The organism is Massilia putida (genome assembly GCF_001941825.1).
In the GTDB taxonomy this organism is placed as follows: Bacteria; Pseudomonadota; Gammaproteobacteria; order Burkholderiales; family Burkholderiaceae_D; genus Telluria; species Telluria putida.
In genome coordinates, this window is sequence record NZ_CP019038.1 from 1,686,868 (window position 1) to 1,701,557 (window position 14,690).

The following is a 14,690-nucleotide window of genomic DNA, read 5'->3' on the forward strand; positions in this document are numbered from 1 at the left end:
CACTGGAGACCGCCATGTTCAACTGGTACCGCGAGATCACGCCGCGCGAACGCAAGACTTTCTGGGGCTGCTTCGGCGGCTGGGCGCTCGACGCGCTCGACGTGCAGATGTTCAGCCTGGCCATTCCGGCACTCATCGCCACCTTTGGCCTGGACAAGACGGATGCGGGCCTGATCAGTGGCGTGACGCTGGTGTCGTCCGCCCTGGGCGGATGGATCATGGGCGCCGTGTCGGACCGCATCGGCCGGGTGCGCGCGCTTCAGCTGACGATCATCTGGTTTTCGCTGTTCACGCTGCTGTCGGCCTTCGCGGGTAGTTTCACGCAGTTGCTGGTGCTGAAAGCGCTGCAGGGCTTCGGCTTCGGTGGCGAATGGGCCGCCGGCGCCGTGCTGATGGCCGAGGTGATCCGGCCGGCGCATCGCGGCAAGGCCATGGGCAGCGTGCAGAGCGCATGGGCGGTCGGCTGGGGCGCGTCGGTGCTGCTGTACTCCGCCGTGTATGTGCTGCTGTCGCCCGACATGGCATGGCGGGTGATGTTCGGCATCGGCATCCTGCCTGCCCTCCTCGTCATCTACGTGCGCCGCCACATCGCCGAGCCGGAGCGTGTGACGGCACCGGCAGCCCGGCCGATGCCCGGCGCGCAAAACCTGTTTGCCATTTTCAGGCCGGACGTCCTGCGTCTGACGCTGGTGGGCGCCCTGGTCGGCGTCGGCGCGCACGGCGGCTACCACGCGTTGATGACCTGGCTTCCGACCTACCTGAAGACGGAACGGCACCTGTCGGTGCTGGGCACCAGCGGCTACCTGGCGATCATCATCGTCGCCTTCTGGTGCGGCTGCATCGCCAGCGCCTACCTGCTGGACCGCCTGGGCCGCCGTCCCAACCTGATCCTCTTCGCCGCGTGCTGCGTCGTCACCGTATTGGCCTACGTCTTCCTTGACTTGAGCAATACCGCGATGTTGTTCCTCGGTTTTCCGCTCGGTTTTTTTGCCGCCGGCATCCCGGCCAGCCTGGGCGCCCTGTTCAACGAGCTGTATCCGAGCGAGATGCGCGGCGCCGGCGTGGGATTTTGCTACAACTTCGGCCGCATCGTCTCGGCCGGGTTCCCCGTACTGGTGGGCCATATGAGCACGAAGATGTCGCTCGGCAGTGCGATCGGGCTGGATGCCGGTATCGCTTATGCGCTGGTCGTCGTGGCCGTTCTGGCCTTGCCGGAAACCCGCGGCAGAAGCCTCGCGCAAGAGGTGCCGGGCCGACCGGCGAAGCAGCCCGCCTCGGCGGCCGCCCGGCACTGAACGGCGATGCATCCGATTGATCCGTTACCTCCGTTACCGATATCCCCACATGAACCGACGCCAATTCCAAGGCGGGCTGGCCGGCGCGATCCTGCCGCTGCTGTTGACCGGTTGCGCGAGCAGCGCCAGGCCTGACGAGAGACAGCCCATGGCAGCCATCGATACGCATGCCCACATCTTCCAGCGCGGCCTCAGGCTCGCCAACGTACGCCGCTACGCGCCCGACTACGATGCGCCGCTGTCCGCTTATCTCGACATGCTCGACAGGCATGGCATCGCACGTGGCGTGCTCGTGCAACCCAGCTTTCTGGGAACGGACAACAGCTACCTGTTGGCGGGCCTGCGCGCCAGTCCCGCCCGGCTGCGCGGCATCGCGGTCGTCGACGCCGACGTACCGCTCGCGGTACTGCGTGAGATGGATGCCGCCGGCGTCGTCGGCATCCGCCTGAACCTGGTCGGCACCGCAACCGCACCGGATTTCTCGAGCACGGCCTGGCGCGCGTTGCTGAGCCGCGTAGCGGAACTGGGGTGGCAGGTCGAAGTGCACCGGGAGGCCGGCCGGCTGGCGCAGATCCTGCGGCCGTTGCTGGACGCCGGCGTGAACGTGGTCGTCGACCACTTCGGTCGTCCCGATCCGCTGCTCGGCGTCGACGATCCGGGTTTTCGGTTTCTGCTGGAAACGGCCGCCAGCCGGCGCGTATGGGTCAAGCTCTCGGGCGCCTACCGCAACGGCGCCCATGGCCGCGGCCGGCAGGTCGCGCTCGACGCGATCCCGCTGCTGCGCGCCGCGTTCGGCATGGACCGGCTGGTCTGGGGCAGCGACTGGCCGCATACCCAGTTCGAACAGCATGTCGACTACGGCCAGACCCGCGAGGCGCTCGATGCCTGGCTTCCGGATCGGGGCGAGCGCCGCAGCGTGCTGGTCGATACGCCGGAGGCGCTGTTCCGGTTTGGATAAGGCTGCGACCGGGGGCCGGCTCCCGGGCGATTTCGGCGTTCACGTTCAGGGGCCATGCCGACTCCGACAACGACATAGCCCAGTGTCCGGGCAAGTTGCTTTTCGCGCAACGCAGCCGTCTCAGTCGCCCGGCGTCGCCGGTCCCGCACACGGCCCCATCCGTCGATCGACGAACAGGCTGTTGCCGGGAATCCGTTTTGCCTGCTTCTTGGCCTCGCTCGCGGCCGTGGCAATCTGCAGGTGGGAGCGGAAGTGGCCGGGCTCGGCCTTCACGATGCCCAGCGACAGCGTCACCAGCGGGTGCATCACCCGGTTGCCCTGGCGGTCTTCGCACAGGTAACCGCCGCGCTGCACGTCGGCCGCATCGAAATGGTTGACGATGCCGGCCGCGAACGCGGCGAGGATGGCATGGCAGCGTGCCGTCCAGTCGTCGCTCTGGAACAGCACGAGAAAATCGTCGCCGCCGATGTGTCCCACGAAGTCGCGCGCGGGATCGGCGTGCGCCTCGAGCACGTGTCCGGTCAGCTGGATCACGTCGTCGCCCTTGCGGTAACCGTAGCAATCGTTGAAGGGCTTGAAGTGGTCCAGGTCGATGTAGCATGCGGCGAAACGGGTGCCGCTCGCGATCAGCCGGTCGATGTGTTCGTTGATGGGGACATTGCCGGGCAAGCCCGTGAGCGGATTGGCATAGCGCGCCGCGCTGATCTGCAAGGCGGTGATCTCGCGCACCAGGTCGTGTCCGGTGCCCATGCCGAGGTAGCGGCCGTTGTCGGTGATGATGAAGCCATTGAACAGGTGGTGCCGCTCCGCTTCGACGACGGACTTGCTCAGGTTTTGCAGGGTGGTGTTCTGGTCCACCGAAAATGGTTTCGGATCCATGAACATCGTGCATGACTTTCGTCCATGCAGTTCGCGGATGTATTGCGTCGCGAAGCGGTCGACCAGGTTCCTCCGCGTGATCAGGCCGACCGGCACATGGTTGTCGACGACGGGAATGACTTCCAGCGCGGGATCGCGGGCGAAGACGTCGAAAATGTCGCTGTTCGTCATGCCGGGCGACGCCGGGGTGACGATGCGCAGCAGCCGCAGCGCCGTCGCCGTGCCCTGGACGACGGGCCGCTCCTGGGGAAACACGGTGACCCCGTCGAACGTCAGCGACGTGACGATGGCCGGCGGTACGACGCCATCCGGCACGGCGACGGGCCGCCCGATGTGGTAGCCCTGGCCGCAGGAGATGCCGAGATCGCGGATGAGCAGAAGTTCCGACGGGGTCTCGATCCCTTCCGCGATGACGGTCGTGCCGAGCGAATGCGCGATGTCCTGGATCGAGCGCAGGAACTGGAATTTTCCCTTGTCGCGATCGATGTCCTGCACGAAGTGCATGTCCACCTTGACGAAGGCGGGGCGCAATTCCGACCACAGGCGCAGGCTCGAAAATCCCGTGCCGAGATCGTCGATCGCGACCTGGAACCCCATCCGCCCGTAGTGCCCGACGACGTCGCGCAGGCGCTCGTAGTCGACGATCGGGTCGCCCTCCGTGAGTTCGATGACGATACGGTTCGGACTCAGTCCGCACGACCGGATGTAATCGAGCGCCGTCTCCGGCTGCACGTCGGCGCCGACCAGGCTGCGCGGGCTGACGTTCAGGAACAGGCGGCCCGGCAGATCGAGTTTGACGAACGTGTCGACGACGACTTTCCGGCACAGGCCTTCGACCTCGTTGCTCAGATCAAACATCCGCGCTGCCTCGAGCAATGCGAGCGGCGCGTGCAGAGGCGTGCCGGCGGGGCCGCGGATCAAGCCCTCGTATCCCAGGATCGCGCCATTTTGCAAATGGACGATCGGCTGGAACAGCGCCGTTAATTCTTTGTTCCTAAGGATATGGAGCAGAAGCTCTTGCATGATGACGATGCCGACATGGCCCGGATGGAGCCAAATTTCCCAAAGTAACATGGTTGTTTGACATCTTGATGACTTGCAATAGAAAAACCACTTGCAATTGCTCATGCCAGTCATCGGTCAGTCATCTTCGCGCTTTAAAGTTGACGAATTTTTAATCAACCGGAGTTGCGGACGATGAACAAATCCAAGCTTTCGATGGCCCTTCTGCTGGCGCTGTGCGGGTTGAAGCCCGCGCTGGCGGCGCCCGTGTTGCTGGCGATCGGCACGTTGAACGGCAACGGCGGCGACCTGTCTGCCGCGACGGCGGGACCGCTCGAGAACGGCACGTCCGGCAACCTGCTGGGCGGCCTCGGTTCCGGCCTGGCCTGGGCCGGCGGCAATACGTTCGTCGCGACGCCCGACCGGGGCCCGAACGCGACGGGCTGGAATGCGGCACTCGATAACACGACGTCGTACCTCTCCCGCTTTCAGACGCTCGGCCTGGGTCTCGTGAAGAACAACAGCGGCACCGGCCTCGGCTGGTCGCTCACGCCGACACTGACCGCCACGACGCTCATGTACAGCGCGACGCCGCTCGCCTATGCCGCCGGCGCGACGCCTTCCCTCAACGGCAACGGCCAGTATTACTTTTCCGGGCGCTCGGACAACTTCGATCCGGCACAGCCCTCGACCAACCCGAACAACGCACGGCTCGACCCGGAGGGCGTCCGCGTGTCGAAGGACGGCAAGTCGATCTTCGTGTCCGACGAATACGGTCCCTATGTCTATCAGATCGACCGTGCCACCGGTCGGCGCATCCGCTCGTTCGCGTTGCCGGCCAACCTGGCGGTCACCCACCTGAGCGCGCAGGGCGACATCGAAATCAGCGGCAACACGGTCGGCCGCGTGGCCAACAAGGGCATGGAAGGGCTGGCGATCACGCCGGACGGCAAGACCCTGGTCGGCATCATGCAGGCACCGCTGGAGCAGGACGCCGCCAAGAACCTGCGCATCGTGACGATCGACATCGCCAGCGGCACCACCCACGAATACGCGTACAGGCTGACCACCGGTTCCGGCGTCAGCGAGATCGTGGCCTTGAACGACCATCAGTTCCTCGTCGACGAGCGTGACGGCAAGGGCCTGGGCGACGGCTCCAAGGCGGCGGTCAAGCAATTCTTTAAGATCGACCTCAATGGCGCGCAGGACGTCACGGCGCTCAGCGGCGACCTGTCGGCAAAGGCCGTGGCGAAAAGCCTCGTTCTCGATGTGGTGGCAGTGCTTGGCGCCAACGGCATCGCGCCCGCGCAGGTGCCGGCCAAGATCGAAGGCCTGGCGTTCGGCGCGGACGTCGTCGACAACGGCGTCCTGATGCACACGCTGTACGTCGCGAACGACAACGACTTCGTTCCCGCCAGCGCGGGCGACAACAAGTTCTACGTGTTCGGCATCAGCGATGCGGACTTGAGCAAGGTCGGCGCGACCTTCACGGCCCAGCAGATTCAGGCGGACGTGCCGGAACCGTCGTCGATCGCGCTGGTGGTGGCGGGCCTGGGCATGCTGGCGGTGGGCGTACGGCGGCGGACCTGAGCCATGCGGCCGGCGCTCAGCTTGCGCCGTACGGGTCGTAGACGAATCCATTCCCGATGACGCCGACGAGTCCGGCCTTGTTTTCGGCGCTGTCGCTCAATCCGGCCAGCACATCCGCCATGCTCGCGGTTTTGTTGTCTAGGACGCCGGTCCAGAACGCCAGGCCGCCGGCTTCCGGCGCGCGGTGCAGGATGTTCTGGTAGAGGTGGGTGACGAAATCCAGATTGGAAGGATTGCTGCCGTAGATCGTCTTGAACTCCGCCGAGCCGACGAAGCCTTGCGCCACATCGCGGATCTGCATGCCGCGGTCGATCGCGTTGATCCAGAAACCCAGTCCGGCCGTGTCGGGCGTGCGGTTGAACGCGGCCTGGTAGAGGCGGTAGGCGGCGCCGCCGTTGCCGTCGACATCGAGGGCGACCGTCTTGTCCGCGAACACGATGCGCTCGACGTCGATCAACGTCTGGACCTCGCCGTTCCGGGCCGTCACCGTGTACACGGTTCCCGTGGCCGGAATCGGCAATCCCTCGGGCGCGGCGGCCTTCTGCACGACATACGCGGCGCGCACCCCAGGCAGGCGCACGGTGTCGATGCCGGCGCCGCCGTCGATGGCGTGTTCGTCGCCGAGGATCGTGACGGTATCGTTGCCGGCACCCGCGACGACATGGAGGTCACCGCCGCCGCCGTTGATCGAAATCGTGTCGTCGCCGGCGCCCGCGGCAACGATGAACGGTTCGTACAGCGTAGCGGGGAGGTCGACGTTGATATCGTCGGCCCCGCTCAGAGATGCCGGCGTCGACCAGCCGTCGTCCAGGGCGTCGGCGGCGATGCCCGCCACGCCTGCCGATACGTAAAAATGACTGCCGTCCGCATAGTCTTCCTTGTAGGCGGCGACGGTGCCTCCGACGCGGTTTTCGGTCTCGCCGTGAAAATAGGACGGTACGTTCAAGGCCAGGTCGACGGCACCGTCGAGCGACGCGGACACCACGTATTTTTCGGTACCGATGGTGACATTGCGCGCCGTCCCGGACAGGGCACCGAAAGGCAGCCACGTCAACGTCCCGGTCGCTTTGATGCTCACGTTGCCGAACGCGCCGACATACGCGGCATCGCCCGCCTTGAATTCGGTGGCGATGCGCAGATCGCCGACCGCCGAGCCTTGTTCGGCAACCGCCAGCGTCAGGTTGCGGGCCGACGTGCCATCGACGGAAACGAAGGTGTAATCGTAGTGCAGCGTGCCCGTGGCGTTCAGTGCCAGCATGCCCTTCTTGTAGAACTGGAGCCCCGTCGCGACGGCGCTGCCCGTGGCGGCGTTCGGATCGCCGAACGCGAAGCCGGTGTACGTGGCCGTCGCGCCGTCCGCGAACGTCATCTTGAGCGTGGTGCCGGTCAGCGCCCAGGACGCCAACGCCTGCGTGCCGAGCTCGTCGTCGACCATGGCCAGCGCGTCCGCCAGCATGTCCGCGGCATCGTGCAGCATCGGCACATGGAGTTCGGCCTGGTTCTGCTGGTCGATCGTGTCCTGCGAAAGCTTGATGTTTACCGTAGCCATGGCGGCGGTCCTTTCAGGTCGGCGAATTCGATTCGTCTGCGCATCGGATCAGCGCTGGCGGACCGTCAGGTTGTCCCCGCGCTGCTCGATCGTCACGTTCAGGTCGTACACGCGCTGGTCGATGTCGATCACGTTGTAACTGCCCACCTGCGTCAGGTGCATGGCGGCGCCGCCCGGCTGGATCCCGACGATCAGATTGTCGTTGCCGGTCTGCACGGACCTGAACAGGTTCGTATTGCCGGTCTGGGTCAGGTCGACGGTATTGCGGTCGCCCGTCTGGACGATGCCGGCATCGTTGCCGAAGCCCGCCTGCACGACACGCAGGCGGTTGGCGTCCCCCGTCTGCTGCGTCAGCGCCCGGTTTTGCGCGCCCGTCTGCGCGATCTCCGCGTATTGGCCGACCAGGACGTGATGCTGGTCGACGCTGGCCAGGTTCCCCTCGCCGGTCTGGGTCAGGAAGGCACTCTCGAGGGTGATCGGCGACGTGGAAAAATCGGACATCGGCGACAAGTCGCCGGCCAGCGCCGATCGCGCGGCCAGCGCCGCCAACGCCAGCGCGGCGCGCGGGCCCAAGCGCGGTAATCGTGTCATATGCTTTCCTTTCAATGCTCGGTCGCGACGCCGGACCCGCTAGCGCGGCGTTCCCTGCGTCTTCCAGTATTGTTTGAAGATGTCATCCGACGCCGGCGCGGGCTTGGCGGTGCCGGCCGCACGGGCCGGCGCCTTGCTCTCTGCGGCGCGCGCCGGCGCGGCCGCGGATGCCGGCTGCGTTGCCGCGGCCGCCCTCACCTCGGCATCCGCGACGGCCGGCGCGCTGTCCGCGGCGGGCGGCCGCGCCGCGTCCACGGCCGCCTCCGGCTTACCGCCGAAGAACGCCGCCTTGGCCGCTTCGGCGCGCGTGGCGTTCGCTTGCGTGAACGCCTCTGCCGGCTGCACGGGGTCGGCCTGCCGCGAAGCGATTGCCGTGCCGGGCTCGGAGGGCGAGCCCGCCCCGCCCGTGGTGGCGCCGGTCGGTCCCGGCGTCCCGCCGACCGGCGCGCGCAGCAGCACCGGTTCGTCGGCCGCGACCTCCGTGCCCAGCGCGTTCATGCTCTCCTTCACGTAGCGCTGGACGAGCGGCGAATAAAAGTCCTGCGGATCGTTCAGTTCCAGGAAGCGGTCGCGCATGCCCAGCACCGTGAAATGGAGCACGGCCGCTTCGATCGCCTCGCGCACCGCGAGCTGCGCGGGCTCGTTGCTGGTATAGCCCGTCTCCGCCTGCAGCAGATGCTGGTAGGAGACGAATTTGTACACGCTGGCGGAAAACTGGGTCGAATAAATCGTCTTCGTGACCGATACCGTGTCGAGCACCTGGCCATTGCGGATGTCCACGCCGCGCAGGCTGACGGTGACCTGGTCGACGCGGTACTGCGTGCTCGAACCGATGCCGAGGTAGTTGGCGCCCTTGCCGCCGGTGCGCACGTTGGACTCGTAGGCGATGACGCCGCCTTCCACGATCAGGCTGGCCGGAATCAGGTTGGGCAGGTTGACGAGCGGTTTGCCCTTGTCGGTCGGCGACTCGATGGCGCGGACGATCTTGCGTTCCGTGAGCAGGTTCTGCAAGCCCTCGCGCTCGACCGGCACGAACCAGCCGGAATCCTTGAGCGCCTTGATCAGCATCGCGGCCGCGCCCTGCGTGACCGAGGTCGAATACGAACTGTCGGGCGACGGCTTGTACTGGCCGGTCTGGTCGCGGAAGCCGTACACGGCCACGGCCAGCCGCCGTTTCGGTGGCGGCAGATGCGTCAGGTCGTTCGTGATGCGCGTCGTCGGCGTGACCTGGGCGTTGGACTTGACGTTCGAAGGCGGGACCGTCGAGCAGGCCGACAGCAGCGCCGCGGCGGCCAGCCAGGCCAGTCTTGAAAAAATCGACCGGCAACCCATCACAGTCCCGACGTATCGACGTTGTACGAACCGGTCGAGACCGTGAACGAGACGCTCGCCCCCGAGCTCTTGTCCGTCGTCTCGATGGTCACGGCGCCGTTGCCGATATCGGTGACCTTGATGGTGAAGCCGACCGTTTCGTAGGTGCCCGGCGCCAGCGCGGAACCCTTGCCGAACAGCGCGGTCAGCGCGTCCGACGACAGGCGGCTGAAGATCGCCCGCTGGAGGTTGTCGTTGAAGGTCTGCAGCGGCGACGCCTGCGGCGCCTTGAAACCGTTCTGGGCCTGGGCCGCGCTCAACAGCCCGCTCGCATTGTTCGGATTGCCCCCGAAGGTCGGATTCACCGGGTAATACACCAGTTCGGAAGCGCCGACCTGGCCGCAGGCGAAGGCGACGACGAGGGCAAGCGGCAGGCGCCGGCGGCGGGAGAGCGGGGTTGGCTTCATTTTTCCGGAGTCGGGAAGAAAATCGATCGGTTCAACACAAAGGACTGCTACAGTTCGTCGGCGCCGAGGTCGGCGTCGACGGCCAGGCTGGGAATCAAACGACCGATCATGTCGGCGTAACTCGTGTCCGCGGCCTGCTCGGCGACGGCGCGGATACGGTCGAAACGATAAGGCAGCGCCAGCGTCGCGACGCGCCGCTGGCCGTCCACGATCCAGATCTGGTTGCCCGTACGGCGCGACGGGCGCTCGACGACCGTCCGCGAATGGCTCTCGGCATCCTGTTTGTCGCGCCACGCCTCGGCGAACACCCGATAAAACTCGAGCCCTTGCGCCGAGATGGTCTGGTTGACGAGAATGCCCGCGATGCCGTCGCCGGCGCCGCGCGTCGTCGCCGCATCGTCGCCGGCCCACAGCGGCGCACAGTGCAGCAGCGCCGCCGCAGTCAGCGCCAGGGTGCGGCGGGACAGGCGCAGGCGTGGTACGGATGCGGACGGCGTGGACATGTTGAGGATGACGTACGTGAGCTCATTGACAGAAAGCCATCGTAACGAGCGTCTTTGACAAAATCATGACTGTCATCACTCTCTTGGACTATTGCGGCTGCGCGGGCACCGGGTTGCCGTCGTCGGTCTCCGGCGCCGTGCCCGCGTGTTCGAGGGGGCTGCGGAAGCGGCCTTCGCCGCTGCGCCGCAGCGCCCGCGCGCGCGCCTGGTCCGGGCCGAAGATCCAGTCGCGGTACGACGTCCCGCCGGTGAACGCCTCGTGGGCCGGATCGAAGTTGCCGATCTTGACGGGGCGTCCCGGCGCCAGGCTGTAGACGCCGATGATGCCCGCCGCACGCTCGCTCTGCACGATGCCCCACTCCGCGCGGCCGGTCAGCGGATCGGCGTAGATCATGCGGAGGTGGCGGCGCACCCCGGGAAAGCGCGGATCGCGCACCAGGTCTTCCAGCGTCATGGGTTCGCGCTGGGCGCCGCGCGGCGTGGCCTCGGCATAGCTGTTCAGCGCCTCGCTGAAGGCATTGCCGACTTCCAGCAATTGCGCTTCGCGCGCGCGCCGCTCGCGTACCGCGCCCAGCCTGATCGCGCACGCCGCCGTCAGGCCGATGACGGCGACGAGCACCACCAGCGCGATGACGGCAAAGCCGCCCGTCCGGCTACCACTGCGCATACGGCCGTCCCTCGCGGTCGGTGCCCGGCGCGCCGCTGTGGATGTCGAACACCGCGCCTTGCGCCCCATCGTCGGGCGGCTTGACGAGCCAGGTGTCGTTGCGCTCGGTGAGCGGATCGACCGGCAGCGCGGCCAGGTATTTTTTGTCGACCAGTTCCTGCAGCGACTCGGGATAGCGGCCGGTATCGCCGTGGAAGTGCGCCAGCGTGTCGCGCACCGCGCGCAGGTTCTCGGCCAGCACCGTTTCCTTGGCGGCATCGATGCGCGGCAGGTAACGCGGCATGGCGAGCGACAGCATCAGGGCGACGATGGCCAGCACGATCAGGAGTTCGATCAAGGTGAAGCCGGTGCGCCGCGCCGCTACCATGACCGGTACTCCACGCCGTTCAGGCCGATCCGTCCGGACGTCGAATACACATCGTACACGTCGTCCCCTTCGTGCGGGTCGGCGGGTTCGCTCGCGTAGCTGCGCTTGCCCCAGGTTTGCGCCGCGCCGGCGCCTGGGTCCGTGCTGAACGGGTCGCGCGGCAGGCGCCGCAGGAAATACAGTTTGCCCCGTTTCGGGTCGCGCTGGTCCGGCACGCCCTCGACCAGCGCATCGAGCGTCGGCGGATAACCCGATGCGCCGGCGCGGCGCGCGATGCGGCCGTCCTCGCCGGCGCGCTTGTAGTCGTCGAGCGCGCGGCGGATGTCGGACAGCGCGGTGCGCAGTTCGTTTTCCTGGCGCCGCTGCTGCACGACCTGCAGCGCCGGCGTCGCGACCGTCGCCAGCACGCCCAGCACCGCCAGCGCGACCAGCAGTTCGATCAGCGTGAAGCCGCGCGCCGTGCCGTTCACGCGCCGCCCTCCCCTTGGACGGGCGCGGGCGCGGGCGCCGGCACGGTGGCGGGCGGCGCGGCCGGCTCCGGCGGCATCGAAGGCGCGGCCAGCGGCGGTGCGGGCGCCGGCACGGCGGCGGGCGGCGCGACCGCCTCCGGCGGCGTCGAAGGCGCGGCCAGCGGCGGCGCGGCCGCCTCGCGCGGGGTGCCGTCCGGACGGCGCCGCGCACCGGTGTCGGTGCCGGCCGAGAAATCGGCGAGGTCCAGGCTCGGGCGCTGCAAGCCGCGCACGAGATGGGGCGTGATGGCCAGCACGATCTCGGTCTTCTGCGTGTCGTCGCGCCCGCTGCCGAACAGGCGGCCCACCAGGGGCAGGTCGCCCAGGCCCGGCAGCTTGTTGCCGTTGCTGCGCTCGGCATTGTTGATCAGGCCCGCCAGCACCTGCGTCTCGCCGTCCTTCAACTGCAGCAGCGTCGTGGCCTGGCGCGTGCCGATCTGGTACGCCACCGTGCCGTGCGGCGTGGTCAACTGGTTGACCACGTTGCTCACCTCGAGGCCGATGCGGATCGCGACGTCGTTCGCCAGCGAGATCGTCGGTTCCACCGTCAGGTTCAAGCCGACGTCGATGTAATTGACCGATTCGGATGCGAAGCCGCCCGTGCCGGGCGAAACGACGGTGCTGATGTTGGGCACCTTGTCGCCGATGAGGACCTTGGCCTTCTCCTTGTTGCGCACCCGGATGCGCGGATTGGCCAGGATGTTGGCCACGCCGTCCTTGGCGTTGGCGTTCACCGTGGCCGCCACGCCGGTCACGCCGATCGTGTCGCCGGTGAGGGCGCGCAGCATGGACACGGTCGGCGGCCCGCCGCCGGCGTCGGTCAGCGGCGCCAGCGTCACGCCGGCGGGCCAGGCCAGGCCGAGTTCCTGGATCCGCGCGCGCTGCACTTCCAGCACTTCCACGTCCAGCATCACTTCCGGTTCGGCCACGTCCTGCAACGCGATCAGGCGTTCCGCCATGCGCACCACGTCGGCATTGTCGCGCACCATGACGAGGCTGAGCTTTTCGTCGACCGCGACGTCGCGCACCTTGAGGATGGAACGCAGCACATTGGCCACGTTCTTGACGTCCGCGTAGGCCAGCTGGAACGTGCGCACCCGCATCTCCTGGTATTCCTTGGCCTTGGCCGCGTTGGCCGGATAGATGGCGATCGTGTTGGCGTCGAGGATCTGCTGTTCCAGCTGATTGCTCATCAAGAGATACAGCACCGCCGCTTCGACCGTGCTGTTGCGCAGGTGGATCGTCGCCTTGGTATCGGGCTTGATGTCCTTGTCGAACACGAAGTTCAGGCTTGACGCGGCGGCCAGCGCGTCGAACACCTGGCGCAGCGGCGCATCGCGGAACTCGAGCGTCACCGGCTTGCGCAGCGCCGGCGCGAGCGTGGTATCGGGAGGCGGCGGCGGCGGATTGCGCGCGTCGACCTCGTCGATCAGCGCCAGCGCCGCGCCATGCTGCGGTGCCTCGGCCAGGATCTGCCGCGCCTTGTAGCGCGCCAGTTCCGGCTGACGCGCCGCCAGGGCCGCCTCGGCCGCGGCGAGCAACGCCGCGTGGCGGGCATCGGCCGCGCGCAGGCGCAGCGCCGCCAGCGCGCGGCTGTTGTCCGGTTCGATGGCCAGCACGCGCCGCAACGCGGCTTCCTGCCCCGCCGTGTCGCCGGCCGCGGCGAGGCGCTCGGCCTGGGACAGCAGGGCCTGGACGGCGCGGTCGCGCGCCTTCAGGTAGCCGATCGCATACGTCGCGTTGAGCGGTTCGGCCGCGCGTGCCTCGGCCAGCCTGGCCAGGCCGGGTTCCAGCCTGTCCTGCGCGATCAACTGCTCGCCGTCGCGGTACGCGCGCTGCGCCGCGCAGCCGGCAAGCAGCGCCGCGCAGGCCAGCACGAACAGGGAGGTCGGGCGCGTTCTGGCGCCGGTTCCGAAACTTGCCATCAATCGCTTCCGATATCGAGTTGTTGTTGCTGGTTGAGAGGCAGGTAAGTCAGCGTCAGGACGGGCGGCGCGACGCGCTCCACGCGGTAGCGGCCATCGATCACCATGCCCTCCCGCGCGACGAGCACTTCCGCGCCGCGTCCCAGGAAAACCTGACGTTGGCCGTCGCCGAGGATCTTGCCGATGTAGGTGAACGGCAGGGGCGGCGGCCCTGCGGGAGCGGCCGGTGCCGCCGGCGCCGGGGGCGCAAGGGGCGTGAAATCGCGGCTGCCGAACAAGGCATCGTCGTCCTGCGCGCCGAACAGGTCGGCGCGCGGCGTCTGCGCCAGCAGCCGCGCGTCCCCGGGAGATGCCGGCGCGGCCGCCGGCGGCAAGGGCGCACGGCGTGCGGCCGGCTCCACCACGGCGTCGACGGCAGCGGCGCCGCCGGCCGAGGCGCTCCCGGCTAAGGCGCCCCCGTCGAAATACACGAGCGCGGCGCTCCCCAGCAGCGCGGCGGCCAACACGGCATGACGCGGGTTCACGGCAGCCTCCCGCCGCGCTCCGTCAGGTACAACGTCAGCCGCACGCGCGCCTCGACCACCTCGTCGCCGATCGTCTCGCGCCGGAAGCTGATCTCGTCCAGCGACGCATACGGCATGCTCAGCATGGCCGCCGCGCAAAAGCGCCAGATCGCGGCGTCCGTGCCCTTGAGCGGCAGATCGAGCTGGTACAGGTACACGCCGGCGGCCGCGTCGTAGGTTTCCTTGTAGTCGCCGCGGCTCCACTCGACGCCGTGGCGTTCGGCCAGCCCGAACAGCGTTGCGACCTGCTGCTCGGCATAGCGCCGTTCGCCCAGGCCGGCGTAGAACGCCTCGACCGGTGGTGCCGCCGGGACCGGCGCCGCGGGCGCGGCGGACACGAGCGCCCGCGGCGGCTGCAGCGCCTCGTCCCGCGCGAGCGCGCGCTGCTGGGATGCCACCCACGTCCAGGCCAGCAGGCCCGCCGCGAGCAGCGCCAGCGCGGCGCAGGCAGGTGCCCCGGCACGCCCCGCGAAGAGCCGCAGGCGCAGCGCCAGAACGGACATCGTCGTATTCA

At 67.9% G+C, this 14,690-nt stretch carries 15 protein-coding genes; 3 read left to right on the forward strand and 12 right to left on the reverse strand.

Going from position 1 to position 14,690, the window contains the following annotated elements:
* Nucleotides 1-14 precede the first annotated feature (14 nt).
* The gene (locus tag BVG12_RS09685; protein WP_075792215.1) at nt 15-1,295 is read left to right on the forward strand and encodes an MFS transporter; all 1,281 of its coding nucleotides are present in this window, start codon (nt 15-17) and stop codon (nt 1,293-1,295) included.
* 49 nt (nt 1,296-1,344) lie between these two features.
* A complete protein-coding gene (locus BVG12_RS09690) occupies nt 1,345-2,253 on the forward strand; it encodes an amidohydrolase family protein (protein WP_075792216.1) in 909 nt (302 codons plus the stop codon).
* 120 nt (nt 2,254-2,373) lie between these two features.
* Here BVG12_RS09690 and BVG12_RS09695 read toward each other — a convergent pair whose 3' ends face one another.
* Complete coding sequence (locus BVG12_RS09695) at nt 2,374-4,206, reverse strand: GGDEF domain-containing protein (RefSeq protein WP_307189109.1); 1,833 nt, start codon at nt 4,204-4,206, stop codon at nt 2,374-2,376.
* Nucleotides 4,207-4,329: 123 nt separating this feature from the next.
* Here BVG12_RS09695 and BVG12_RS09700 point away from each other — a divergent pair, with 123 nt between their 5' ends.
* Entirely contained in the window at nt 4,330-5,724 is a 1,395-nt protein-coding gene (locus BVG12_RS09700; protein ID WP_075792217.1) for an esterase-like activity of phytase family protein, read from the forward strand.
* 16 nt (nt 5,725-5,740) lie between these two features.
* Here the strand turns inward: BVG12_RS09700 and BVG12_RS09705 are convergent, their stop codons facing one another.
* The 11 genes from BVG12_RS09705 to BVG12_RS09755 all read right to left on the reverse strand — a co-directional run bounded on the left by BVG12_RS09705 (nt 5,741) and on the right by BVG12_RS09755 (nt 14,679).
* Nucleotides 5,741-7,273: a DUF4214 domain-containing protein gene (locus BVG12_RS09705; RefSeq protein WP_075792218.1), complete on the reverse strand. Its 1,533-nt coding sequence runs from the start codon at nt 7,271-7,273 to the stop codon at nt 5,741-5,743.
* A gap of 48 nt (nt 7,274-7,321) precedes the next feature.
* On the reverse strand, nt 7,322-7,864 hold the full coding sequence (locus BVG12_RS09710; protein ID WP_083684848.1) for a hypothetical protein: 543 nt from the start codon (nt 7,862-7,864) through the stop codon (nt 7,322-7,324).
* A gap of 39 nt (nt 7,865-7,903) precedes the next feature.
* Nucleotides 7,904-9,196 (reverse strand): CsgG/HfaB family protein, encoded by a 1,293-nt coding sequence (locus BVG12_RS34695; RefSeq protein ID WP_075792220.1) that lies wholly within the window; start codon nt 9,194-9,196, stop codon nt 7,904-7,906.
* On the reverse strand, nt 9,196-9,642 hold the full coding sequence (locus tag BVG12_RS09720) for a curli assembly protein CsgF (protein ID WP_075792221.1): 447 nt from the start codon (nt 9,640-9,642) through the stop codon (nt 9,196-9,198). Before BVG12_RS09720 ends, BVG12_RS34695 begins: the two co-directional genes overlap by 1 nt.
* Before the next feature lie 47 nt (nt 9,643-9,689).
* Complete coding sequence (locus BVG12_RS09725; protein ID WP_075792222.1) at nt 9,690-10,145, reverse strand: CsgE family curli-type amyloid fiber assembly protein; 456 nt, start codon at nt 10,143-10,145, stop codon at nt 9,690-9,692.
* Between the two features lie 88 nt (nt 10,146-10,233).
* Nucleotides 10,234-10,812, reverse strand: coding sequence for a hypothetical protein (locus BVG12_RS09730; protein WP_075792223.1), 579 nt, complete (start codon nt 10,810-10,812; stop codon nt 10,234-10,236).
* Nucleotides 10,799-11,179 carry a type II secretion system protein gene (locus BVG12_RS09735; RefSeq protein WP_075792224.1) on the reverse strand — a complete coding sequence of 127 codons (381 nt, stop codon included), beginning with the start codon at nt 11,177-11,179 and terminating at the stop codon, nt 10,799-10,801. Before BVG12_RS09735 ends, BVG12_RS09730 begins: the two co-directional genes overlap by 14 nt.
* Nucleotides 11,173-11,649, reverse strand: coding sequence for a type II secretion system protein (locus BVG12_RS09740; protein ID WP_075792225.1), 477 nt, complete (start codon nt 11,647-11,649; stop codon nt 11,173-11,175). Before BVG12_RS09740 ends, BVG12_RS09735 begins: the two co-directional genes overlap by 7 nt.
* Complete coding sequence (locus BVG12_RS09745; protein WP_075792226.1) at nt 11,646-13,613, reverse strand: secretin GspD/PilQ domain-containing protein; 1,968 nt, start codon at nt 13,611-13,613, stop codon at nt 11,646-11,648. Before BVG12_RS09745 ends, BVG12_RS09740 begins: the two co-directional genes overlap by 4 nt.
* Entirely contained in the window at nt 13,613-14,137 is a 525-nt protein-coding gene (locus tag BVG12_RS09750; RefSeq protein WP_075792227.1) for a hypothetical protein, read from the reverse strand. Before BVG12_RS09750 ends, BVG12_RS09745 begins: the two co-directional genes overlap by 1 nt.
* Entirely contained in the window at nt 14,134-14,679 is a 546-nt protein-coding gene (locus BVG12_RS09755) for a hypothetical protein (RefSeq protein WP_229503846.1), read from the reverse strand. Before BVG12_RS09755 ends, BVG12_RS09750 begins: the two co-directional genes overlap by 4 nt.
* Nucleotides 14,680-14,690 lie beyond the last annotated feature (11 nt).